The following is a 25,652-nucleotide window of genomic DNA, read 5'->3' as shown; positions in this document are numbered from 1 at the left end:
TCATTAAATAAGAAAGTATTATGAAAAAACATATAAATAAACTGGCAGTTTTTGGTTTGATGTTGCTTGGTTTGACGTCTTGTTTGGACGAGGACCCGCTTTTCGATCCAGATCAGGTAGAGAACGTTGTCGAGTTTTTCGATATCGGGGCCATTGCTGCCCCGGGGAGTGTTCACCCACTTTATATCTCCTCTTTTGATGCAGTAGATGCGGTGGAGTTGGAGCTTATTATCAGTTATTCTGGTGCCCATGATAATCCTACGGATATCGTAGTGGATTTTGAAGTGGATGAAGCAGCTTTGGAAGCTTATAATGAAGATCAGGGGACGCATTTCGAAGTTCTTCCTTCTGATTTATATACTATTGATGGCATGAGCGTGACCATCCCTGCGGGTCAGCGTCAAGTGACCAAAACAGTTACATTGATGACCAGTCAATTTGACTTCTCAAAAAGCTATGCTCTTCCTTTGACCATTACCAATTCATCCTATGGTACCATCAGTGGCAACTTCAATACGGCAATCTATGCAGTAGTAGCGAAGAACAAATATGATGGTGTTTATGAAGTGACCGGTGAATTTGTAGATGTAAACTTCCCTGCGTTCTATGGGTACTATCCTTATGAAGTAGAGTTACAGACTCAATCAGCTAACACTGTGGCTAGGTATGACTATGCACTAGGTGGTTTAGGATACGTGTTCAACACGGGATCTGGTTTGAGCTACTATGGTAGCTACGCAGCCATCTTCCAATTTGATGACAGTGACAATGTATCCGGTGTGGTGAATTATTATGGACAGCCTGCTGGCAATGGTCGTGAAGCAGCTTTGAACCCAGATGGTGTCAATAAATTTGTGGAGGTTTCTGCAGATGAAAAGACCATTGATGTAAGCTATTATATGATCCAAAACGGCGCATTAAGATGTACGTTTGTAGAGCATTATACATATGTGGGACCTAGGTAAGACGTACCTTCTCCTCATTTGATTTGATTAGTAAATAATTTTATGCGAAAAAAGCTATCCTTTTTAAGGATAGCTTTTTTCGGTTTAAGCCTATTTTACTGGTAGTCAACTTTTCCGTGTAATCAAAAAAATGCCGAAACCTATGTCAAAGTTTCGGCATTTAACTGATTAGAAAAATTGGTGGTTGGTGTTTTAATGATGTGTTGGATAATCAGTTTTTAGTCAAACGGTAAGGATTACCTACTGGCCTTTACCATTGGCCATTACTTTCACCGTCTGGTAAATAATATTCAAGTCAGTTTTTAGGTTCACTCCGGTCAAATAAAGCAAATCATACTTCATTCTTTCTACCATCTGCTCCACTGTTTCGGCATACCCATAGTACACCTGGCCGATGGAAGTAATGCCGGGTTTGATTCCTTGCAGTTTTTTGTAACTAGGAGATATACTGACTATCTGATTGACGAAGTGTTCTCGTTCCGGCCTTGGACCAACAATGGCCATATCCCCTTTGAGCACGTTCCAGAATTGTGGCAATTCATCCAAGTGTGTTTTTCTCATAAAGTTACCCCACTTGGTGATCCTGGGATCTTGGTTGGAGGTGGTTTGCGGCCCATCTTTTTCGGCATCTGTTCGCATACTCCTAAATTTAATCATATGAAATGGTTTGCCATTCTCCCCAATTCTTTCTTGTGTATAAAATATTGGTCCTTTTGAGCTTGCTTTGGTGATGACTGCAATTAATAGATAAATGGGAAGTCCTAGCACTAAAACCAAGCCTGAGAAGAAAATATCAAATGTCCTTTTGGCCCATTTGGTAGAGCTGTCAATATGAATGTTGAATAAGCCGTTTTGCAATTTGTCGATAGAGACAAGTTCGGATAAAGAGAATAAATCCGGGATGACCGGGTTATTCTGATAACCTCGGTTGTAAATGATTTCTTGATTATAATTAGCCATGGTAGTATCGATTTTATGTTAATCAGTTAAATAAATCTGATAGGTAAAATCCAACTTATGTGCCAAGTGGTAAACTGCTTGATATCGGGTGTAAAACGAGGTGAGTTGGGTATTTTTAATTAAAAAAATGGGGAAGCTTTACTCAGTATGTGGAATGCCAAAAGCGGGAATGCATGGATAGTTTTCGCTTAAAATTTAGGGGTAACTTATTGTGCTTCAGGCCTATTTTATATCCTGCCCATTTGGCAAAAAGAGAAGCTATGGATTTAGGTAATGCTACTGGATTGTTTTTCAAGGCATAGCTTAATTCGGATTGTAAATATTGCATTCCTCTGCTTTCTGCTCTTCCAAAGTTTTCAAAAATCCAATCACTCTCAGCATGAAAGACACCTATATCAAAATACCTTTTAAATTCTTCCTTGACTGAATAGTTATGGGAGTGGTGCACCTTTGAATCAGATACATAGGCCAAGTCCCATCCGGCCAAGATCATCTTGCCAGCGATATAAGCATCTTCTCCCAATATCAAGCCTTTGGGAAATCCCCCTACTTCTAGAAAGGCTTCCTTTCGGTAGGCCGCAAAAGAGTTGGAACAGGAAATGGTCTTGATTCCATATTTTCCAGCATCAAGGAAGCTTCTGGTTTCGGAATGGGCTGGATAATTGAACAGCCGGGCATGGGATTCCAATGTTTTGGCGTTCAAGTGAGGGAGCTGTCTCCCATAGGCCACTCCCAGGTTAGGGTTGTTTTCGAATGCTTGTACCAGTTTTTCAATGGCACTATGATCAGCAAGGATGGCATCTTGGGTCAGGAAGACAAAAATGGCTGCATCAGGATAAGTCTCCACTGCAAGTTGCCTGGTACCTCCATGGTCAAAATCCTTTTTGTCAATCTTGATTACATCAAAGCCTTCAATAAACTTGGCGGACAAGGTTTGGTCTGTGGAGCCAGAGTCAATGATGACTTTTCTGTGTAGGGAAAGACTTTGCCTATTGATGCTTTCAATTACTTGAGGCCATTTGTTACCAGCGTTCAGGGTAGGGATATATAGGTTGATCTTCATGGTTTTCTTTTAGTCATTACTTTGTGTCACCTTTACCTCTCCAAAATGAGTGCTGCCATTGATGATTTTTTCAGCTACCATTTTGGCTGTCCCAGTTCCTTCCATCAGTAGGGCGACTTGGCCATTTTTGCCATAGTGTTGGTTGTTGCTCAATTGAAGCTCTTTGGGATTTTTACTTTTGATGGTTTGGAAGGTTTGGCCATCTTCCAATACTTTTAAGATGTTGTTCTCAACTTTCAGGCCTTGAGATCCATCGTCAGTAATGCAGGCATTGCTCGCCAAGATTTCATTGTTCAAGATGGCTACATTTTTGGCCATATTCCTGACCACAATACCAGTCGAGTGACTACTGTTTATCTTATTACCTTTCAATAAAACCCCATCTGCTTTTACCAATAAAATGCATGGGGTAGCGCTGCTACTTTCTATTATGTTTTCCTCTAATGTGACTTTTCCGCTCAGGTTAATGTTAAGGGTAGCCTTGGTGAATTCATTTTTTATGACCTTCAAGGAGTCAATATGTAGGCCATTGGGCATATGCATTGTGTTCATGGTGTTGTTTTCCAGTAATATTTTTCTGGCTGACACATTTTCGATGAAGGTGATTTCCCGCAACTGATTGGCTTTCATTTGTAGGTTAAGCAGTTGACCGACCACTTCAAATTGGTTATCTGCTTTATTGTGGTCAATATTAATGATGCCACATTTTTCCAAATAAATAGAGGGCCTGTTATTGCCTTCGGCCGTATTGTATTGGATGGTCACACCGGAAACATTCACCAAGGTGGCAATTCCAGATCCGTCTGGTGTAGGTTCCCCATGGACAAAACCATTTGCTTTGCTCTTGTTATTATAAATCAGGGAATGGATGTTCAGTGTTTTTCGAGTAGAGCGGTTGTTGATGTCTATGGCATCTCCGGCATTTTCTTCCAGTATATTATTGACAAAATGGAAATCCCTTTCGTTTGCCCGACCTCCAAAAGCCACCTGGATGCCACTCATGCCGTTTTTATAAATGTGGCTGTCGGTGACATCCACGTGGTGGCTGCTATGGATGAACACCCCGTTTTCTCCATTGTGGTGGATATTGGCCTCATTGATTTGCACAAATCTACTTTCCAGGACCCTGATGCCAGTTCCGGGTTGGTAGCTGTCCGTGAATTTCCGCGGCATTCCATAATGGGATATGGTGGTCTTTAATATTTTTGCCCCAATACAACGGTAAAGAAGGATACCAGCGAAAGACCTTAGTTTGGTAGAGTCTCCGTTAAGCGAAGACTGGTCAATGATGATGTTTTCACTTTTGGAGAGATAGATGGATTCATTTTGGGTTTGGGTCCGAACTGATAAATAGATATTGGAAACTTCATTTCCTCGGAAGAGTGGTGCAGTCGAACTTTGTTGGTTTTTGTTGTACTCCTGATTTTTATCCAATACTTGTTTCAGTAGTCCGGCGGACTTGATGTTTATTCCAGACTTTAAACCCAGTGCTTTTACCAAGTAGGTTCCTTCCGGGATCCACACCGTATCTCCCGGCTGGGCCTTGGAGATGGTGGCCTGAATGGCTTTGGTGTCATCAGTTTGTCCATCACCCTTGGCATTTTCTGATTTCACATTCCATGTTTTGGCGGTTGTATGTATAGACTGAACTGCCTGAAGGGGTGAAGAGCCCAGCAGGCAAAACATGCAAAACAATATCCAATAGGTTAAGCGCTTACTATTCACGTTGATTCCAATTAAGCTGTTTAAGAGAGTATGAGTTTCCAGGTTTCTTGGGCAGTGGCAGACCAAGGAAATTCCTGTGCACGTTTTTTTCCCATGGTCACGCAGTCTTCGTAAATGCTCTGATCATACACCAGCGTTTCTATTCCATCTTTGATCGCTTCTTGATCAAGTGGATCCACACAAAGGGCTGCGCTGCCTGCAATTTCCGGCAAAGCACTTACTGAAGAAGTCAAGACCGGTGTGCCAGAAGCCATGGACTCCAAGACAGGAATGCCAAAGCCTTCCATCAGAGAAGTAAATAAGGTAGCATAGGCTCCCTTGTACACTTTGGGCAAGTCTGCCTCAGGGATAAATCCCAAGAACCGTACCTTTTTTTGAATGCCCAGTTTTTGGATCAGTGTTTCAAGCTCCTCATCAGGCTTGCCACTGAGGGCAAAGATGAAATCATCAGGAATCTTAGCCTGCGCAAATGCTTGGAGCATGGCAGGAATGTTTTTATTGGTTCGGCGATTGCCCACATAGAGAAAATAGGGGCGGCTAAGACTGAAGGTGGATTCATTGTTCAGAAAATGCTTGTCCACTCCATTGTAGATAACCGTTATTAAATGTTCAGGGATTCCCAGGAGTTCTATCAGTTGGTTCTTGCTGAAATGAGAAACCGTGATCACTTGTTTGGCTCTTTTGGCCAAGCGGGCAATGACCTGTTGATAGTAGATTTTATGCATGGGAGAATAATAAAACAGATGCATCAAATCATGAACTGTGAAGATGTAAGGCATCCTAGAAAATAATGGAGGCATAAAAGAAGGGCTGTAAAAGACATCAGCTTTTGACTGAAGTGTTTCCCATCCCAGGGCAGCTGGAGAAAGCAGGCTACCCAATCCTGCATTACTTTTGATCCATGAACAGGCTGCTTCAGGTGGTCTGGCTTCCATCACCTCCTTGTATAACCGGCCAATGCCTGTATCGCCAGCCCACCTACCATCTATCAATACTTTTTTTGGATTGGTCATATTCCTATTTTAATTTGTCCAAAATCTATTTTACCCAACATGCTAAAGAGGGATAGCAAAACAAGGTAGAGCACAAGGTCATTATCGTATCCAGAATAAAGGATACACATAATGGCAATGAGTGGCAAAAAGCATGCTATCCACCAATTGGACTGTGGGCTTTGCTGATAACACTTTTTGATAAAGTAAACCAAAAAAAGGAGGTAGGAGAGAAAGCCTATGATGCCCAATTCCAAATAAGTAGTCATGAATGTATTATGGATATGGGGTTCCCCATGATAGAAATCGGCGTATTTTGAAAGGAAGGCTGGTGCACTCATAAAGCCATTTCCCCAAGGAGATATGGTCAGGAAATGCTCATAAAAAGCTTTCCAATATACTAGCCTGACCCCCATGCCGTCATTAGAGGCAGTGAGCTGGTCTATTCGAATGACCTTGTCTAAAATAAAGGGAGAGACAGCAATAAGGAGTATCAAGATGATGATTCGATACTTTTTGGTAGAGGATGCCCATAATAAATAGCCACAACCCAACAGCAACGCTACAATGGGAGTTCGGGACAGGGAAAGGTAAGCCAAAATAAAAATGGCTATTATTCGCCAGCCTTCGATCCTCTTCGATCGGATGACCGGTATGAGGATATAAATGAATCCCAATAAAGCGATTCGGGCGCCAAGCATGTTTTTATCATCCAATCCCCAAAAGAAAAGGTTTGAGCTGTATAGCATACTGGCCTGGCCGGAAGAACTGCTGCCTGCCAAAAGCCTGAAGTTTAAAGCTTGGTGGTATACCCATAATTGAATGAATACCATTACAAAAAGCAGGTGCAGCGTCCAATTGATCAATTGGAGCAATCGACTATTGTCTCTTTGCGAAATCCAAGTGACTGCTGAGAAGAGGAATAGGAAGTTGATCAGGAGCTTGGCCAGATTGGCTATCATTGCAGCTTGCCCCTCATAGTGAAAGCCAAAATTGATCAAGGCGTAGGCGCTGAAGATGGTCAAAAATATGGCCCAAGTGGGAAAGGTTTTGTTTTTGGTTTCCCAAAATGAGACAATTGAAGAAACCAGGAATACGATAGGGTAAATTTTAATGGGGAAGCAAGTAGAAAGGAGTGCGAGACCAAACAGCCACTCAGAAACTTGAACGGTTTTCCATTGAAAATGGCCGGAGGGCTGATTGGAGTATGTAGGAGTTTCAATCATATTTCTTCCCATGAATTGACTCCCAATGTTTCCTGAATGGCCATTTCATATTCATTTAAAAGGCGTTCTTTGTCCAAAATTGCTGCTACCGAACTTCTGGCGTTGGCACTTAGCTTATTGTACAAATGTTCGTCTTTATAGAGCCGTGTAAGTGCTTGATCTAAGGAGTTTGGCTGAGAGGCATCCACGAACAGCCCATTGAATCCATCTTTGACCGTTTCCTTTAACCCTCCGGCACAATTGGCAATAACAGGGATATGATGGGCCAAGGCCTCTATGGCCACCATCCCCAGAGGCTCTTCCCATAGGGAGGGGACTACCAGTACATCGATTTTTGCAAAAAGATCTTCCGGCTTGGTATGGCCGATAAAATGGATGTCCGGGTCTTTTACCATTGATTTTAGGTAGGATTCATATGCTTCCTTTCCTTTTCCAGCAATGGTCAGGGTACCTAGGTAGTTTCTATTTTTAAAAGAATGGATAAGCCATTCAACTCCTTTGATTTTAGAAAGGGTACCGAGATAGCCGATGTTGATTTGATTATGGGCATTACGTTTTTTAGGAAGGCTAGAGGAAGGAATATCTCTTGTATTGTGGATCACATATTGTTTTGAAGTCGTGAAATAGCCCTGACCAGTAAAGCGCTCCAAAATACTCTTGCTGATCCCTACCACGGATGAAACCTGAAGGGACTTTTTCTGGTGTTTGGATCGGAGTAGGCTACATTGCAGGCAAGGGGTTTCACAAGCTTTGTCTCCCTTGTACATATTGCTATTGGGGCAAAGCAGGTACATGTCGTGCAAAACTTGCATGACCGGGATTTGGTGAAGGGTGATTTCATCCCACACCGCAATAGACCAGCCCGCTAGATTATGACAGGAAACCAAATCCGGTTTCTCGCTTTCAATGACCTCCTTTACATATTGTCTCATGGTGACGTTGTATTGGTCTTTTAAGTGCCATTTTAAGCGTTTCAAAGTGGATGGCTTATTTTTGTCATAAGGCCAATAGCTGTTTTTTAAACCCGCACGATAAACTTTCACCCCGTCCACCACATCTGAAGAAAGGCCATTATTTGGAGACAAGCTCAATACCACCACTTCAATTCCTCTGGACTGCATTCCTTCCACTAGCAGTTTCAGTGAAAGTTCTGCTCCCCCTCTGATGTCCGGGGCATAAAGTGAGTTGATATAGAGTATTTTCATTGTTCTTTTATCCGTTAGCAAATGGGATTTCCCTATTATTTTGGGGAGTATTTAGAAGCTCCTTATAAACCTGAAGGAGATGTTTGCCTACCAGTTCTTTGGACTGATGATCTTTCAAATAATGGTACATTTTATCCCCCATCTCTTCCAATCGATTAGGTTGTTCAGCTTTTGTCTTGATGGCTTTCTTGACCATCAGGTGGAGCTGTTCTTGGTGGTCCTGCTCTGATTGATACCGATAACTGAAAAAGCTTTCATTTGCCATTTTCATATCAACCAATGTGCCAATTTCAGGACATATCACTGTTTTTTTGTATGAAAATGCCAGGATCACCGTTCCTGAATTCAGGCTGCTGACCAGGTCATAGGGGAGGACCAAAAGGTCAGCTTGCCCCATTAATTTTGGAAGTTGTTCATCTGGGATAAATTGCAGCTTTAAACGGACATTGGGGTAAGGTTTTGCCAAGGCAGAAAGTTGGTGGTAGTAATCCTTGGTATTGGGTTTTCCTGCTATGGTCAGCTCTACTTCATCTCCAAATTTTCCTACCGTTTCGATAAGCAATTCAATATTCTTATAAGGTTTTACTGCGCCAAGGAATAGAAGCTGCAGCGCTTGATTGCTAGGTTTTGGTTTATTGATAACAGGTCCATAACTTCCAATAAAATCAGGATGGGGAATGTAGTGGATTTTGGAAGCACTTTTTGGGTACTGCTGGGTTAGCATCGTCCTGGAGATTTCACTATGGATGATAATGGCATCCGCCCATTTGACCAGCAGCTGGGTAAGGGTTTGACTGAGTTTTCCTGTTTTCTTTTCATGGGACATCCGGTTGTGCTGGGTCCATACCAGTTTTTTTCCTGCCAGTCTAATGGCGGTCAAAACAGTTAACTTTCTGAAAAAACTCTTGATGGCTTTGGTCTGGCTGCGATCATCTAAGTTTTCAAACCAATTGAGGTGTACCAGTCTAATCCGCTTAAAATGATCAGCACTGGAGAGAATGGTATCCAGCTCATGAACCTGGTATCCAGCTGAATTAAGCGGGGAGACCATGATGTGGATATACTTGTTTTCCTCGTTAAGGGGTGGGTTGAAAACGATGTGCATTCGAAAACTTTTTAGGCTTGGTTTCTCATATTTCTACTTTTGGCAGCAGCCAGAAGGATGTCTTTGGCTGCTAGTCCGTACTGTTTTCGGTGTCTTAACCAAACCCACACATTGGGAAGCTTGTTGCTAGCCATAATTTTGGTCATGGTAAATATTTTCCGCTCTTTCATGTAATGATCTTGATTTTCAACCAAGTGCCTGTACACGACCTGTACTTTTTTTTCATGAGGGTTTTCCAGTAAAAAGGCTTTTAACCATGCGGCATAACCTAAGTCTGCTTCAAGTTTCATCAGTCCATTGCTGGAAGTGGAGGAAATGGATAGACCATGACTTCTGTATTTGAAAACGGGCTTATTGCTATGGGCGATGCCTTTTTCTGCTGAGGCAATAAAAGCAGTAATGTCGTCTGAGCCCCAGGCAAGAGGAAGGTGAAAAAAGCCTCCTTGTTTTTTTAAGCTCTCCGTTTTATAGAGATAATCAGAAATATAATTAGAGCGTAACTGTTCCAATCGGTGCCAAATGCTATCATAAACATTTTCAAAAGGAGGCAAGGCGGGAGTCAGTAATCTGGCTTCCCCATTATCATCAATAATTTGACTTCTGCAATGGTAGACATTGAGGTCTGGATAATGGCTGATCATCTGGGAAAATTCTTCCAAATAATCAGGTTCAAGCAGGTCATCATCCCCCATAATGACAATATATTCTCCATTGGCCAGCGAAAGACATTTGTTCCAGTTGTCCACCAAGTTCAGGGCTCCCACATTGCTTTGGTTTTTATGATACTGTATCCTGAGGTCATCAAATTGGGTAACAATTTCTTCAATAGGCTGGGGACTACAGTCGTTGAGAATGATCAGCTCAAAATCTTTTACCGTTTGGAGAAGGATACTTTCGATGCACTCCTTGAGGAACTTGCTTTTGTAGGCTGGGATGCAAATGGAGAATTTTACTGGTTTATTCCTTGGCATGCGTTTCTGGTTTCTTTAACAAATTGTTTCTCAGGTAGTCGATATCGGAAGTCTTGACAACAAAAGCCCAGTGGTAACCTAGAAAAGCCAGGAAGAAAATTGCTGACTTGATCAATATTTCAACATAGGGGTTTAGAAAGTGTAGACTGTTTCCGATAAAATACGCTAGACCAAGTGCAATAACTGCGCCTAAGACAGAAGGCATAAAAGCTCTAAAGAAAATCTTGATGCTATTCAGTTTTAATACTTTAGGGATATAATAGAAATAGAAGAAACCCATTTGAATGAGCATATAAGCCAGATAGCCGATCACAGCAGCTCCCACTCCCATTTCTTCTGCGAAAATAGCCGTGATGGGCAGGGAAATCAGACAACCAATCGCAGCAGAGTAGACCAAAGCCTTGGTCTTGCCGGAGGACAGTACCAAGCTGGCAACGGGAGTGTTGTGCATGGAAAGGAGTACCGTCAATAGCCAAATGATCAACCAGATGCTTAAGCTGAGGTAATCTTCACCCATGTAGAGGATCAATAGGTTGTCTGCAGTTAAGATGAGGGCAAACACCACCAAGGTCAGGAAGATAGAAATATACCTAGTGGCTTCAAAGACCATTTTCTCCATTTTCTGTTTGTCATTTTCTGCATGGGCCTTGGAAGCAGAGGGAAGTAAAACCTGTAAAAAAATGCTTCCAAAAGACATGATCAGGTTAGCGATGGTTTGAATCACGCGGTAATCTGTGAGGACATCTATACCTGATGCGTATTTGGCCAATAGGATAGGCCTTAGTTCTTTAGCAGAAAACTGAAATAAGCCCATGGCGAAAATAGCCATACTGTATCCCATGATGGTTTTGAATGCCTTACCGTCCCATTTGGGCCACAATAGCTTCCGAATTCCGATGGGGTAAACTTTGAGCTTATGTACATAAAAAGGAATTACAACCAAGAGAGACAGCGTGTAAAAGAAGAAATATACACTAAGGGCCCATTTAAACTGGATTGCAGCCAAGGCGGTTAGAAAATTCAGTATACTGCTGATAACGGTCACCCGATTGACATAACCCAATTCGTCCTTAGCGCTGAGCAGTTGGATCACCACATTAGAAAGCCAATTAAAAACCGTACTGGCGGCCAAAATGTACATCATGACCTTGTAGGTGGGAGCCTGCTCATCAGAGATATTAAAAAATTCCCTTCCAAAGTCGGCCATAAAAACAAAAATGAGTGCATTGGCCAAGCCAATCAGCCCATAAAATACCATGCTGGATCGGGAAGATTTAGCGATTTTTTCATACTCCGACTTCGATTCCCACATAGCAAAAAAGCGAACCGATCCGATATTCATTCCCAAGTCCATCAATCTCAGGTAAGCGTTCAAAGAAAAAGCCAAAGCAATCAAACCATAGTCTGCTTTTCCGTAATACCCCACCAATAGGGGAATGGTAACGAATTTAGCGACTGCATCGAGGACTTTGGCAGCAATGCCCCAAACAGAGCCAGAGAATATTTTTTTGACGGGTGATTGTCCTGCCATGTGTTTCAGGTAAATAAATTCAATTACTGAAAAGTATGCGTTAGTTAATGTAACCTCTTGTGTACTATGTCAAAGTATATTGTTTTGAAATAGTATTTTAATATTGGCAATTGGAAATGACTTTTCTACCAATTAAGCCTGTTTCCTAGGCTTTACTCTTCATTTCTTTTCCTTAGATGAAAAGAAACGAAGCAAAGAAAAATCAAGACACAGCTAAAGCTTCTTCCCTCAAGGCCTCCGCCGCCCCGCAGCTGTGTCAACCTCCCCACAATAATAACTTTTCAAGTTAAAAGTCTTTAACTTAAAAGCATAACGGATTAATATGCATGAGTCCAGCAGTGCGGATAATGTGATTCACAGCAATCTTAGTGCTAAAAACCATTGCTAAGGTATACGTTCATGAAATATGGTAAGAAATATAAAGTAAGATGACTGACATTTATATTGCTTAATCATTTTCCTAAAATTATTAGAACAGGGATTTAGTGGGAGAAATTATTATGGAATAGAAAAAGAGGTAGGTTTTTTGCATAGCAGAAGAAATATGGAAGACATCTTAATCATTGGCGCTTTTGATCGGTATAATTATGGGGACCTTCTCTTTCCCATCATCATTGAAAAGCAAATGGAAACTTATGGGAAGGGCTTTAGGTTTAGGTTTTTTGGATTGGTGGAAAGTGATCTCAGCAATGAGGGAGGCAAACCAACCGAAAGTCTGGCCGCTTTTTATACAGCATGTGAAGCCCAAAATGAAGGAAACGTTCATGTTATAGTGGCGGGTGGTGAGGCATTGGGGGTGACCTGGCATTCTCTCTGGGCAGCCTTGAACCCAACCTACCAAAAAATCCATCGTTACCGCTACAGGTTATCCCAATATGTTGATCTGAATAAGCTGGCCAAGAGGTTCTTGAAAGGCAAAACGACACTTCCTTTCCTTTTTACCAAAGAGGATTTCAATAATGTCCAATCAGTGATTTTAAATTCTTTAGGTGGTTCAGGCATCAAAAAAGCTTTCTTTGAACAATATCCTTTTGCCAATTCCAAGTTGATGAATGTGGATTACTTGGCGGTAAGAGATCAACTTACAGTCGATAATCTGGCTGAAAATAATTTAAAGGCTGCTTTATTGCCTGATTCTGCTGTGCTGATGTCCAAGTTTTTCCCTAATGAAGAATTGGTACAGAAAGTCACTTCCGAAGTACGGAGCTATGTTCAAGAAAATCGGGGTAATTATCTTTTCTTCCAAATCAACAAGAAAAACTCTGAGGGAAAAGAAAAGGCCATCGCTGATCAGTTGGATGAAATTTACCAAAATACCAATACCAAACTTTGTCTATGTCCCATTGGGAAGGCTTTGGATCACGATGATCATTTGGCATTGGCAGCAGTGAAGGACTTTCTAAAAAGTCCCCATGATTATTTTGATGCTGATAATATTTGGGACATCATGTATTTAATTGCCAATTCCAAAGCTTATGCAGGAACCAGTTTGCATGGAGCCATTACGGCCATGAGTTATGCGGTGCCCCATGTGGGTTTGGTTGTGGAGAAATTGGACGCTTATTTAAACACATGGGGAGTGGAAGGCAATCAGGGTGCTGTCTCTTTTGAGCAACTTTATGACCAATTTAAAGTGGTTACTGAAATTGCCCATGAAAGATACTATGAAAAGCAGCAATTGCAGATTTCGCTGATGGAGGAAGCTTTTGATCGAATGGTGGATTTGGTAAGTCAAAAAAAGGAAGAAGTATAGGGTGATAGCATAATTGATTGGTCAGTATTTTTCTTTTAAAACCCAGTTGGTTTAAATTTTTGTGCCTTTCAGAAAAATATCAAGTATCTTAAAAGACCTTTTGGTAGGGAGTTGAAGCAGAATGTTTTTGACTCAATTTTAAGTTTACAGCAATCCGAAATATGGACCAACCCAAAAACCGATCGATTTCTATTCTAGGCCCGAAAGAATTCACAGGTATAAAAATCACTGACCCTAAAGACTATGCCGCAGGGCTTCCCGCGATCAAAGTGGCCTTGGACCATGCCATGAAAGAAATGGGGCTAAAACGATCAGTTGCTACCTTATCGAAGTTGAACCAGAAGGATGGTATTGACTGTCCAGGTTGTGCCTGGCCAGATCCTGACAAGCGTTCTTCTTTGGGAGAGTTTTGTGAAAATGGCGTCAAGGCCATTGCTGAAGAGGCAACTACCAAAAGGGTAGATCCCAGCTTTTTTGCACAGCATTCCATTACTGAAATGTCACACTGGTCAGATTATGAAATTGGAAAAAGTGGACGAATCACTGCACCTGTAATTCTTAGGCCAGACCAGGCCCATTATGAATCCATAACTTGGGAAAATGCCTTCAAAGTAATAGCCGATCACCTTCAAGATTTATCAAGTCCAGATGAAGCCGTGTTTTATACTTCTGGTAGGTCAAGTAATGAAGCGGCCTTTTTATATGGACTTTTTGCACGCGCTTATGGGACCAATAATATGCCTGACTGTTCGAATATGTGCCATGAATCCAGCGGAGTAGGATTGGGAGAGACCTTGGGGATAGGAAAGGGGTCTGTGACTTTAGAGGATATGTACCATGCAGAGGTGGTGATGGTAATGGGGCAAAATCCAGGGACAAATCACCCTAGGATGCTCTCAGCTTTGGAAAAGTGCAAAGCGAACGGTGGAAAGATCATTGCGGTGAATCCTTTGGAGGAAGCTGGGCTGATTCGCTTTAAGAACCCTCAGGAAGTAAAAGGTCTGGTGGGTGGAGGCGTTTCCTTGACTGATATTTTTCTGCAAGTAAAGATCAATCAGGATGTAGCGCTGATAAATTTGATCCTAAAGAAATTGGCCAAGTTGGACGCTGTTTCGGGGGATGTATTTGATCATGATTTTATCCATAAGTACACAGAAGGTTATGCGGAGATGATGGAGGATTTAGAAAAATATGATGAGCAAGAACTTTTGAATTTGACCGGCCTAGATGAGAAGAAAGTGGATACTGTAGTGGGCTTATTGGCCAAAAAGCAGAGAATTATTATTTGTTGGGCAATGGGGCTTACCCAACATAAAAATGGGGTAGATAATATCAAGGCATGTGTGAACTTATTGCTGCTGAAGGGAAGCATTGGTAAAAAGGGAGCTGGGACTTGTCCAGTGAGAGGACACAGCAATGTACAGGGAGATAGGACTGTTGGGATCACCCACCATGTTTCCCCAAAACTTAATGCTTCCTTCAAAAAGGTTTTTGGTTTTGATCCTCCTGAAAAGCAAGGTTTGGATGTGGTGAACTGTATCAAAGCCATGCATGAGGGGAAAGCAAAGGTATTTGTGGCTTTGGGAGGTAATTTTCTTTCTGCGGCTTCAGATACCCTCTATACAGGGGAGGCATTGCAAAATTGTGACTTGACTGTTTCCATCAGTACCAAGTTGAACCGGACACATTTGGTTCCAGGAAGGACGTCTTTAATCTTACCTACCTTGGGCAGGACCGAAATGGATACCCATTCAGGAAGAGAAAGAGTAGTGACTGTTGAAAATAGCATGGGCAGGGTGCATCAGTCACATGGAAGACTCCAACCTGCATCGGACCATCTGATGAGTGAGCCAGAGATTGTATCCCAAATGGCACAAGCCTATTTTACATCCAGCTCCACAATAGACTGGAAAGGCTTGGGCGAAGATTATGATTTGATTCGCGAAAAAATATCAGCCGTATTTGAAGGCTTTGAGCAGTACAGTGAGCGCTCTAAAGGAGGAGGTTTTGATCTGCCGAATCATGCCCGACATGGAGATTTTTCTTCCATGCCTGGAGGAAAGGCCCGTTTCAGTACTTGCAGCTTGCCAGATCATCAATTGACAGGGGCAAAATTCTTACTGATGACCATCCGCTCCCATGATCAGTTCAATACCACTATCTATGGCTTGAATGACAGGTACCGGGGAATTTATAATGAAAGGAGGGTGGTATTGATCAATCCCAAGGATGCCGAAGAGCTAGGTCTAAAAAAATCAGATCAGGTGGACCTGGTCAGCGGGTATAATGGACAAGAAAGAAAGGCGAGAAATTTCCTGATTGTACCTTATAACATCCCAAGAGGGAACTTGGCGGCCTATTTCCCAGAAACCAATGTGCTTATTCCTAATGATCAATATGCCGACAAAAGCAATACACCGATTAGTAAATCCATTGAGGTAGATTTGTTTTTTTAGTGTTTGGAAAGCTCCTCTAATAGATTAATCGATAGCATCATTTATTGGTTGGTCATTGCCAAATTGGAAGCAATTCGAAAGAGAAAACCTGTTGATCAAAACCCAAAAATGAACCAATATGAAAAGAACTATTTTTACTTTGATCCTAAGTGTAGGGGCAGTAATAGCTACTTATGCGATTTCTCCTGAGAAGGAAGTGCATCAAGCAGATGTAGTTATTTATGGAGGAACCTCGGCTGCAGTGATTGCTGCGGTAGAAGTGAGCCAATCTGGTAAATCCGTATTGATGGTTTCTCCTGACCAGCATTTGGGAGGTTTGTCCTCAGGAGGTTTGGGTTTTACCGATACAGGAAATAAGAAAACCATAGGTGGTTTAGCCAGAGATTTTTACCACCGTGTCTATCAACATTATCAGACGGCTGAGGCTTGGCCATGGCAGGAAAGGAGTGAATATGGCAATAAGGGTCAAGGTACTCCGGCCATTGATGGAGAAAACAGAACCATGTGGATTTTTGAGCCTCATGTGGCCGAGGAAGTTTTTGAGGATTTGATAAAAGAAAATAATATTCAAGTATTCAGAGATGAATGGCTGGATAGAGAGAAAGGAGTAAAACTTAAAAAGGGTGTAATAAAAAGTATCACCATGCTTTCCGGGAAGGTTTTTGAGGCGGAAGTTTTTATTGATGCCACTTATGAAGGTGATTTGATGGCCTTGGCTGGTGTTTCCTATCACGTGGGAAGGGAATCCAATGATACTTATGGAGAAACCTGGAATGGCGTACAAAAAGATGCCCATCACCATGGACACTATTTTAAATCCCCAGTGGATCCTTATTTGATAAAAGGTGATGCCAACAGCGGTTTGCTACCGTATATTCAAAAAGGGTATCCTGGAGAAAATGGGAACGGGGATCATAAAATCCAAGCTTATTGCTTTCGGCTATGTATGAGCAATCATCCTGACAATCGGGTACCATTCCCAAAACCGAAAAATTATGATCCCACAGATTATGTCTTATTGGTCAGGGTGTTTGAAACAGGTTGGGATGAGTGGTTTGATAAATTTGATGTTATTCCCAACCGGAAAACTGACACCAATAATCATGGTCCCTTTAGTAGTGATTTTATTGGAGGAAACTACACCTATCCAGAGGCTTCTTATGAAGAGCGGAACCAAATCATAGAAGTGCACAAGCAGTATCAACAAGGTCTACTATATTATGTTAGCCATGATCCCCAAGTGCCCTTGGAAGTTCGAGAAAAGATGCAAAGTTGGGGCTTGGCCAAAGATGAGTTTACCGATAATGGTAACTGGCCTCATCAATTATACATCCGTGAAGCCAGAAGGATGATAGGGGAAGAGGTAATGACCGAGTTGGAGGTTATGGGAGAGAAACCCGTACATAATTCCATAGGAATGGGCTCCTACAGTATCGACTCCCATAATGTACAGCGTTATGTGACAGAGGAGGGCTATGTGCAAAATGAGGGAGATATTGGAGTACATCCCCATGATCCTTATTCCATTTCTTTCGGGGCGATCTTACCTAAGAAAAAAGAATGTGAGAATCTACTGGTGCCAGTATGTGTTTCTGCTAGCCACTCAGCTTTTGGGTCTGTGCGGATGGAGCCAGTATTTATGATCTTGGGTCAGTCAGCAGCTGTCACAGCGGTATTGGCCATCGATTCAGGTATTCCTGTTCAAGAGGTCGATTATGATACCTTGAGCAAGATACTTGTCGAAAAGGAGGTGGTATTGTATTTGGAGAAATAGGGTTTTTGATGTCCGAAGTGGAAAGTTTGAAGTACGCAGAAGGGCTTTGGTGCTTTTAAGTTTTTGGTAACCCAATCTTTGATTCCTAGTTGGATTTGATGTAGTGCCTTGCAAATAGGGAGGTGAGATTTTTTCTATAGTATTTATACCTTACCATCTGGACATCTATCAGAAGTTGTACTGGATCATGACTTTAAGTAATAATGGTGTTCCAGGTGTAAAATGGATTTCCTCAACAGGTTCAGTTTCAAATTGTAATTTTGACTCGGTAGCGAACTGGGTTTCATTCCATTCAGTGTCAAAAAGGTTTTGGACCTGAATCCCAATGTTATATTTTTTTTTCTTGTACCCAGCATTTAAGTCCGTAACGGTATAGCCCTTAGCCACTATTGAATTATCCTCATTCGCTGGACGACTATTTATATGACGGACATTGATGCTTCCATAAAACCCGGTTTGATGTATAATGTTAATGCCACTTACCAATGTAAAGTCAGGTGCTAAGGGAATGAAATCTTCTGCTTTTGATTCTTCAATAGCGCGGGCATGGGTGTAATTGGCATCTAAATTCCAAAACAACCAAGGTAATGGTTGGTAACGGTAACTTAAGTCTACGCCTTTCCGTTTGGTTTTTCCACTAGGCTCTACAATTCCCGCATCGCCTATATATACCAACTCCTGTTCTAAATATAAATACCAATAGGCAAGGTTTAAGAGCATCTTAGGTGTAGGTTTCCAAATAAAACCTCCATCAAATCCATAGGCGGCAGGAAGTATGTGATTGCCTTCTTCGGCCACTACCACACGGGTATCATTGGAATGGAAGCCTTTTCCCGTTTTGATATATAGCTGGAGTTGCTCAGTTTGATTGTAAAGAACATTGAATTTGGGACTGATAATGGCCTTGGTTTCTTCTTGTGTACTATAGTTAGTGAGTAAGGCATCATTATATTGAAAGTCGAAATAATCTACTCGTACAGATGGGTTGAATGTCCATCGGTTTAGGTTTAAAGTAGTTCCCAAGTAAGCACCCAAGTTGGTTTCATTGATGTTTCCAAGCTTAATTTGCCCCAATGTTTCTCTTCTGTTTAGGGTATGGGAAAGTTCATTTGAATTGCTTTGGTCATTGCGAAGGCTGAAGCCTGCCTGCCAAGTACCATTTAATGTATTGGTTGTAAATGAGGTATTGTATTCGCTGTTGAAACCATAGATGGTGCGGTTTTCTTTTTGTTTGATTTGATCACCATTGATGGGATCCTCCAGAAAAAACGTAAAATTTGAATAGAGCTCAAAATCATATTGACTGAGGTAAATATTGCTTTTCAGAGATGAATTTTCATCAATAATTTTCTCATGGTTGATCAATAAGTTACTTCTAGCGGTATTGCCTCCCTCAGTGTCATCTATCGCACCAAATCGTGAAATCATGCCACTATCAACAGCACGTTGAGGAATTTGTCCTGATGCATCCCATTTACTGTCAAAGTAGGAAGCGGTAACCCCTAGTTTATCAGTATTGGAGAGCATACCCGTGTATTTCCCAAAAAAGTTTATTCTGTTGAAATTTTGGGGACTTTCAAATGGGCCATCTGTAGCCAAATATTCGGTGGCCACGTAAGCGTTGTGTTCGTTGCTTTCCACCAAATTGAACATGCCTAATAAGCGATAGGTGTCAAATTGGCCAGCTTCCAGTTTAATGGAACTATATTCCAATTTCTTCTTGGTCATAAAATCCACATAGCCGGCAGTTGTGAAGTTGCCTTTGCTCTGATAATAGGGGCCTTTTCCAAAATCTATTTTATCAAGGGTCTCAGGGATTATAAAGTGCAAATCAGAATAGCCTTGTCCATGTGCATGTGATACCATATTAACAGGCATCCCGTCCACGGTAATGTTAATATCAGTTCCATGGTCAATATCAAAGCCTCTGAGGAAAATTTGTTCTGCTTTGCCACCGCCTGCATGTTGACCGATGAACAGACCAGGTACCTTACGTAGAATATCCTGCGAAGAATTTACTGGATTTGTCTGAACATCAATGTCTGTTATGACATGGAGTGCATCCACCTGGGGCCGGATCACCACTTCCTCCAAGCTGATGGGCTTGGAATGTAGTTGAACAGTTAGAAGGGCTTTTAAGTTGTCCAGTACTATTTGACGGTTTTGATAGCCAATACAGGAAAACTGTAAAGTGTCTCCCAACGAAATTCTTTCCATAGAGAAACCACCTGTTTCGTTAGAATGGGTATGATGGCCAGTGTTCTTATTTAAAATGTAAACTTCGGGTATGGCTTGTTGGGATTCATCAACTACCTTTCCTTTGAGGGATTGGGCAAACACTGAGTAATTCAGCAATAGAAAAAGAAAGGTTAATAAAAATGGTCTCATTTGATTACTTCCGTAAGCTGGTGGTTTTGTCCTAACTGTTTTATCAAATTATTTTGGGAGATATGCCGAGCAAAATGGCTTAATAGTATTAGGTCACAATCATTCAAATTTTCAAATAATCATTAACCCGTTTAATGAGTGCCCCTTTGAGGTTAAGCCCTGAAAATTTACTCGTCATTATTGAATATGTTAAAAACTAACTTATCATCCGGCAGGATTTAGTTAAATTTTACTCCGCGAATTTAATCAAGCCTTTTGTATTTTTAATCTGTTTGAGCCAAATTCCCCACGCTTTGCCTCATTTTCCAGTTTTGTGACTAGGTGTTTCATTCCAGCAATAATTCCCACAGGAGTTGCAATGTTTTATCCTACTTAAAAAGCTTGCTTCCATCTGTTTTACAATTATTGAAAAATTTGCCATTTAAATTAATAAACCTTAAGGGAAAATACAGTTGACTGAAAGTCTCATTTTTTTTAAATTAGGGTTGATAAAAGATTAAAGAACCTTAACTTTTAAAGTTATGAAAACATCTTATTTGGAGTATTACAAATTGATTTTGGATAAGGTGAGTTTTGATTCCTCTATTTGGGAAAAGGAATACCATAAGGCCTTATCCAATTTGAACAAAGAGGAGGCCTTTCTGTTAAAACAGTGGGCCAATAATAAGTTTTTTCGAACCGACCGGTTAATGACCGGCCAAGCCAAAAGGCAACACGATGGTGTTTCTCTAAAACCTTCAAAACGTAAAGAGGCAATATAAGTAATAGGTCAGTATCTACTGGCCTATTTTTTTGGTGGTTGGGGCTACCTTTTCGTTATTATCTATCCAATATGCTAAGCTATTTTGTTTAGTAACGTGTGATCTCCCTAAACACTTTGTTGATGCGCTGTCCTTCACATCAGATTTATGGTTAAATTAAGAACAATAAATTTTATAAATCAATGATAGGACAGGTATTGGGGACTTTTAAATACGCTTATCTTAAGCATTTGGTCATTCTATTTGGGTGTTTGTTTCTTTTACACAAAACTGTAGAGGCAAGGCAAGTGAATGTTGCTGAACTAAAATGTGATTATCTTGAAAATCCCAATTCAGTGGGACATCAAAAGCCTACTTTTTCGTGGAGTTTGATTTCAGACAAAAGGGGAATATACCAGAAGTCCTATCGAATAGTTGTGGATGAGTTACCAGACAATGTTAAGAAGGAAAAAGGTGAGCAATGGGATTCTGGCTGGGTTGTTTCAGATAGAAGTAATCATATTGATTACAAAGGAAAAACATTTGAAAGTAACACTTCTTACTATTGGAGAGTGGGAATAAAGACCGATCAAGGTGAAGAATACTGGAGTGAATCCACTTACTTTCATACCGCGCTTTTAAATGAGGAGGATTGGAAGGCAAAATGGATTACCAGCCCGGAAATTATAGAAGATGGCAGTCCTATTTTTCGAAAGTCCATTAACCTGGACAAAAAGATCAAGCAAGCCTATCTTTATATTACTGCTTGCGGTTTTTATGAATTTTATATCAATGGGGCTAAGGTTGGTGATCAAGTGTTGGATCCTGCGGTTACAGACTACAGGAAAAGGGTAATTTATTCAGCTTTTGACGTAAGCCATGACTTGGAAAAGGGAGAGAATGTACTTGGGGTGATGATTGGAAATGGCGCCTACAATATGCGCAAGACCCTAGATCGTTACAGTTGGGGAAGTGGAGGAGAGACCATGGGCAATCCAATTTTTATCATGCAATTACATTTGGAATATGAGGATGGCAGTGAACAGACCATAGTTTCAGATGAATCCTGGCACGTTGCCCGAGGGCCAATAACTTTCAATAATATTTATGGAGGTGAAGATTATGATGCACGCAGAGAGTTGTCAGGATGGTCATCTAATGACTCGAAAGAAGTTGATTGGCTAAAGGCCAAGGAATCATCGGGGCCTGGAGGAAAGTTGGTTGCTTTGGCCTTTCCCCCAATAAAAGTTACCGAAACGCTTCAGCCGATCAAAAAAACGCATCCTAAGGAGGGAGTTTATTTGTTTGATCTTGGGCAAAATATAGCTGGCTGGTGGAGGATTACCATGAAAGGGCATGCTGGACAAACTATCCGGGTGAGGGGCTCGGAGACGTTGAATGATGACTTATTCCCTAAAGATCTGGAAAATGGAGATTATATGAGTGAAAAGTTTGCCTATCATGCCAAGACCTGGACGGATTATACCATGAAAGGGGATGAGGAAGAAGAATACGAACCCCGTTTTTTCTATTCAGGTTTTAGGTACATAGAGGTGGCCACTGACGATAGCCTTGATCTTAAGAAGATAGCCATTCAGGGAAGGGTGGTAAGGTCTGCTCTGGAGCGAAGCGGTAATTTTGTTTGCTCAGATACACTTTTGAATAAAATCTATCAAGCAGGTATATGGTCGCAAAAGGGAAATACGGTAGGCTACCCTACAGACTGTCCCCATCGAGAAAAGGGAGCTTATAATGGAGATGGGCAGGTGATTGCAGAGACCTCTATGCATGATTTTAACATGGCTCCATTTTATTATAAGTGGTTAGATGATATGCGCGATGCGCAGGAGGAAAATGGGAGGATTCCCAATACTTCTCCGACCCTCATTGGAGGTATGGGAGGAGGGGTTGCTTGGGGAAGCGCCTATATCCTGATACCTTATTGGATGAATCACTATTATGGTGATGTCCGGGTGTTGGAAAAGCACTATCCATCCATGAAGCGATATATGCAATATTTGGAGAATTTAGCGAAGACAGATAAGGTTCCAGAAGAAGAGTACATTATCAATGATTTTATGAGTTATTGGTACGCTTTGGGGGAATGGTGTTCTCCGGGGATGAAGGATGGTCCGAACCATTCCGTAGTCAATACTTTTTACTTTTTCTATAATGCCAGGCTGATGTCATCCATAGCCAGAGAGTTAGGCGAAGAGAATGATGCCTTGTATTTTGAGGCACTAAGCGATTCAATAAAAAAGGCATTCAACCAAAAGTTTTTCAATCCTGACAGCTATCTGTACGGTACGGATTCTACTTACCAAACTTATCAGCTTTTGGCTTTAGTGGGAGATTTAGTGCCAGAAGCAAACAGGGAAGGGGTGTTCAAGACAATTGTTGATGACCTAAACATGAGAAACAAACATTTGAATACAGGCATAATTGGAACAAAGTACTTATGGCCCATTTTAGAAGAGGGAAACAAATCCAACCTGGCATATGAAGTAGCCAAGCAGAGGACCTATCCGAGTTTTGGGTATTGGTTGGATAATTACTCTACCACTTTATTGGAAAAGTTTGATGGTAGCCATTCCCACAATCATCAAATGTTTGGTTCTATAGTAGAGTACTTCTATAAATATTTGGCAGGGATCAAATCTCCATTGGAAGGCAGGACTACAAAAGGATACCGGGAAATGTATCTTGCCCCATCCGTTCCTGATGGATTGAGTTTTGTAAATGCATCCTTGAAAACCGTTTCAGGAAGAATAGTCTCTCATTGGGTAAAAACAGATCAATCGTTTAAATATTTGGTGGAAATCCCTGCAAATACAAGAGGGACAGTGTCCATCCCCCTGACCAGTACAAATGACCAAAATCTCCTGGAGGGGAAGTCAGTGATTTGGAAAGATGGAAAATTTATAGATGGAGTCCAAGGAATCCGGAATGTCCACCAAGAAGGAGATGATTTGGTGATTGAGATCTTCTCGGGAAGGTATAATTTTGAGTTGGTCTTTTAAGTGATGATACTCATTAAAAAAAAAAGAGGTGAATTTTCACCTCTTTTTTTGGTTGTGGAGCTGGCGGTACGTGGATCGAACTCTTTTTTGGAAGAAATGGGAATGTTAGAGAAGCTGATGATTTGGGAAAAGTTGGGAGAGGAGTCACTATAGCTTGTAAGTAAGTGGCTCTCCCTTTGCCCTATTTTTTGATAAGATTTTTCCTTTTTAAAGTAAGTATGAAAGGATGGTTTGTTTTTCTTTCTCTAATCGTTCGTAATCGTTCACGAATGGTATTAGCCTCAGTATATATCACTCATACCTATTATTTATCTTTCTAAGTTCGTGTATGATTTGGTCCTGACGATCGATGACCTCATTAATTCGTAACATCCATGCACCAATTAATCTCAAAACAATAACGGCAATAATGAGAATAGCCAAAACCAATGCAGCACCTAAAGAACCAGAAAATGATGATTGTAAAAGAATGGAAAATTGAGTTACCATAGTTTTAGTGGTTAAGGTTATAAAAGTTGAAAACTTACATAAAAAGTGCAAAATGTCTGTATGGTACTGTACTAGTTAGGAGAGAAAGGGAGTGAAAAAAAGAGTAAGGCGATCTTTTCGTCTTACTCTTTTGGTGTGGAGCTGATAAGAGCAAATTCGAACCACATAGGGGAGGATTTAAAGCTTTTGGCGAGCATATGAGATCTAAAGGAGATCTGTTAAAGACTTAAAAAGATAGGAGTATAGGCTTATAGAGAGCTAAGGTGGCTTGGGAGAAAATTATAAAGTCTGGACTTGATTTTGGTACCAAGGTGGTGTTATTGACCCCTACCCATGACCTAAGGGAGGATACACTTTCAGATGAATCGGAACTAGCTAAGCAAAGTGAACAGATTAGGGATTTGGCCAGAAAATATCATTTTGGCTTGGCCGATTGCTATAAGTTTTAAAGAGTTGGCAGGAAAAGAGGACTTAAAGTTGTACATGGCACAAAACAACCATATCTATCAGAAAGGGCATGAGTTGATCGCTAAACTGATTTGTGAATTTATTGAAAATGGGAAGGTTAATTAAAATTTGACTCCTATTGAAAGTGATTAAAGATTGTTTTTTTCTGTACACCCAAAGGGAATAATGAGATTGATCTTTAAATAGAGAGGCGTTCTAGAGTTCATTCCTTAAACTAGGGATTTTAGGATAATCACTTTGAAAACATAAAATTTGTGACAATCAAAATATTGGTAAGTTTTAAGTGTTTATATAAAATTACTTGTTAAATCAAGTAGAAATTCAAAGTATATGAAACATTTTTACATCCTTACTTCAATTTTATTGGCATTCTGACAATGTGAAACTGGAAAAGAAAAAACTTTCGATTCAATAATTTCTGAAGGTACCATTAAGTCAAATGTCATTGTAATTATAGCCTATGATGCTGGTTATATTGACTTTTGTATTATGGGTAGAGAGGATTTAAAGAATCCTCTCATGGAGTAGTTTTTGGGGAATGGGCTACGCCCATGTAAGTGCTAAAGTATTTGCAATATAGTACAGGCATGATGGTGGGCGGGTATGAACAGCGGTTCTGTTTGGAAGCACATGGAACCGGTGAGGGAGAAAACAGAGATGGTGGTCTAGCTGATGATGTGCAGGTAATGGCCGTTGTAATTAAAGCCAATTATTATAATACATATTCTTTGAGCAATTATGCCTTGAGAGGTTTTATTGATAAAAAAAATTTCGGCAGTAATAAAAACGTACCTATATTAGAATGATATTAAAAAACATAG

19 protein-coding genes are annotated in these 25,652 nt (G+C 40.9%); 9 read left to right on the top strand and 10 right to left on the bottom strand.

The features are described 5' to 3' along the window. Positions 1 to 20 precede the first annotated feature (20 nt). Positions 21 to 965, top strand: a complete 945-nt coding sequence (locus JL001_RS22205; RefSeq protein ID WP_200980027.1) for a DUF1735 domain-containing protein — start codon at positions 21 to 23, stop codon at positions 963 to 965. Positions 966 to 1,205: 240 nt separating this feature from the next. Here the strand turns inward: JL001_RS22205 and JL001_RS22200 are convergent, their stop codons facing one another. The 9 genes from JL001_RS22200 to JL001_RS22160 all read right to left on the bottom strand — a co-directional run bounded on the left by JL001_RS22200 (position 1,206) and on the right by JL001_RS22160 (position 11,743). After that, positions 1,206 to 1,925 (bottom strand): sugar transferase, encoded by a 720-nt coding sequence (locus tag JL001_RS22200; protein WP_200980026.1) that lies wholly within the window; start codon positions 1,923 to 1,925, stop codon positions 1,206 to 1,208. A 142-nt stretch (positions 1,926 to 2,067) separates the two neighbouring features. Further along, positions 2,068 to 2,988, bottom strand: coding sequence for a glycosyltransferase family 2 protein (locus JL001_RS22195; protein ID WP_200980025.1), 921 nt, complete (start codon positions 2,986 to 2,988; stop codon positions 2,068 to 2,070). A 9-nt stretch (positions 2,989 to 2,997) separates the two neighbouring features. Continuing rightward, positions 2,998 to 4,713: a right-handed parallel beta-helix repeat-containing protein gene (locus tag JL001_RS22190; RefSeq protein WP_200980024.1), complete on the bottom strand. Its 1,716-nt coding sequence runs from the start codon at positions 4,711 to 4,713 to the stop codon at positions 2,998 to 3,000. Positions 4,714 to 4,733: 20 nt separating this feature from the next. After that, complete coding sequence (locus JL001_RS22185) at positions 4,734 to 5,726, bottom strand: glycosyltransferase family 1 protein (protein WP_200980023.1); 993 nt, start codon at positions 5,724 to 5,726, stop codon at positions 4,734 to 4,736. Next, complete coding sequence (locus tag JL001_RS22180) at positions 5,723 to 6,943, bottom strand: O-antigen ligase (protein WP_236252944.1); 1,221 nt, start codon at positions 6,941 to 6,943, stop codon at positions 5,723 to 5,725. The genes JL001_RS22185 and JL001_RS22180 overlap by 4 nt, the downstream gene beginning before the upstream one ends. Continuing rightward, positions 6,928 to 8,136 carry a glycosyltransferase family 4 protein gene (locus tag JL001_RS22175; protein ID WP_200980022.1) on the bottom strand — a complete coding sequence of 403 codons (1,209 nt, stop codon included), beginning with the start codon at positions 8,134 to 8,136 and terminating at the stop codon, positions 6,928 to 6,930. Before JL001_RS22175 ends, JL001_RS22180 begins: the two co-directional genes overlap by 16 nt. Before the next feature lie 7 nt (positions 8,137 to 8,143). Further along, positions 8,144 to 9,241: a glycosyltransferase gene (locus JL001_RS22170; protein WP_200980021.1), complete on the bottom strand. Its 1,098-nt coding sequence runs from the start codon at positions 9,239 to 9,241 to the stop codon at positions 8,144 to 8,146. Positions 9,242 to 9,252: 11 nt separating this feature from the next. Beyond that, positions 9,253 to 10,212 (bottom strand): glycosyltransferase family 2 protein, encoded by a 960-nt coding sequence (locus JL001_RS22165; protein WP_200980019.1) that lies wholly within the window; start codon positions 10,210 to 10,212, stop codon positions 9,253 to 9,255. After that, the gene (locus JL001_RS22160) at positions 10,199 to 11,743 is read right to left on the bottom strand and encodes a lipopolysaccharide biosynthesis protein (protein ID WP_200980017.1); all 1,545 of its coding nucleotides are present in this window, start codon (positions 11,741 to 11,743) and stop codon (positions 10,199 to 10,201) included. The genes JL001_RS22165 and JL001_RS22160 overlap by 14 nt, the downstream gene beginning before the upstream one ends. A gap of 544 nt (positions 11,744 to 12,287) precedes the next feature. Here JL001_RS22160 and JL001_RS22155 point away from each other — a divergent pair. The 3 genes from JL001_RS22155 (at position 12,288) to JL001_RS22145 (ending at position 17,726) form a co-directional block, all read left to right on the top strand. Next, complete coding sequence (locus tag JL001_RS22155; protein ID WP_200980016.1) at positions 12,288 to 13,496, top strand: polysaccharide pyruvyl transferase family protein; 1,209 nt, start codon at positions 12,288 to 12,290, stop codon at positions 13,494 to 13,496. A gap of 161 nt (positions 13,497 to 13,657) precedes the next feature. Further along, complete coding sequence (locus JL001_RS22150) at positions 13,658 to 15,952, top strand: FdhF/YdeP family oxidoreductase (RefSeq protein WP_200980015.1); 2,295 nt, start codon at positions 13,658 to 13,660, stop codon at positions 15,950 to 15,952. Positions 15,953 to 16,070: 118 nt separating this feature from the next. Further along, the gene (locus tag JL001_RS22145; protein ID WP_200980014.1) at positions 16,071 to 17,726 is read left to right on the top strand and encodes an FAD-dependent oxidoreductase; all 1,656 of its coding nucleotides are present in this window, start codon (positions 16,071 to 16,073) and stop codon (positions 17,724 to 17,726) included. A gap of 168 nt (positions 17,727 to 17,894) precedes the next feature. Here JL001_RS22145 and JL001_RS22140 read toward each other — a convergent pair whose 3' ends face one another. Then, the gene (locus JL001_RS22140) at positions 17,895 to 20,114 is read right to left on the bottom strand and encodes a TonB-dependent receptor domain-containing protein (protein ID WP_200980013.1); all 2,220 of its coding nucleotides are present in this window, start codon (positions 20,112 to 20,114) and stop codon (positions 17,895 to 17,897) included. A 521-nt stretch (positions 20,115 to 20,635) separates the two neighbouring features. Here JL001_RS22140 and JL001_RS22135 point away from each other — a divergent pair. From JL001_RS22135 to JL001_RS22115, 5 genes are all read left to right on the top strand, one after another. Beyond that, a complete protein-coding gene (locus JL001_RS22135) occupies positions 20,636 to 20,875 on the top strand; it encodes a hypothetical protein (protein ID WP_200980011.1) in 240 nt (79 codons plus the stop codon). Between the two features lie 182 nt (positions 20,876 to 21,057). Then, the gene (locus JL001_RS22130; protein WP_200980010.1) at positions 21,058 to 23,874 is read left to right on the top strand and encodes a family 78 glycoside hydrolase catalytic domain; all 2,817 of its coding nucleotides are present in this window, start codon (positions 21,058 to 21,060) and stop codon (positions 23,872 to 23,874) included. 3 nt (positions 23,875 to 23,877) lie between these two features. Then, positions 23,878 to 24,027 (top strand): hypothetical protein, encoded by a 150-nt coding sequence (locus JL001_RS22125; protein WP_200980009.1) that lies wholly within the window; start codon positions 23,878 to 23,880, stop codon positions 24,025 to 24,027. A 599-nt stretch (positions 24,028 to 24,626) separates the two neighbouring features. Continuing rightward, positions 24,627 to 24,812, top strand: a complete 186-nt coding sequence (locus JL001_RS22120; RefSeq protein WP_200980008.1) for a hypothetical protein — start codon at positions 24,627 to 24,629, stop codon at positions 24,810 to 24,812. A gap of 576 nt (positions 24,813 to 25,388) precedes the next feature. Continuing rightward, positions 25,389 to 25,637 (top strand): hypothetical protein, encoded by a 249-nt coding sequence (locus JL001_RS22115; RefSeq protein WP_200980007.1) that lies wholly within the window; start codon positions 25,389 to 25,391, stop codon positions 25,635 to 25,637. Positions 25,638 to 25,652: the final 15 nt, after the last annotated feature.

It is taken from the genome of Echinicola sp. 20G (assembly GCF_015533855.1).
Taxonomy (GTDB): domain Bacteria; phylum Bacteroidota; class Bacteroidia; order Cytophagales; family Cyclobacteriaceae; genus Echinicola.
Note: the sequence above shows the minus strand (reverse complement) of the source record. Positions and strands in the feature narration are given on the sequence as shown.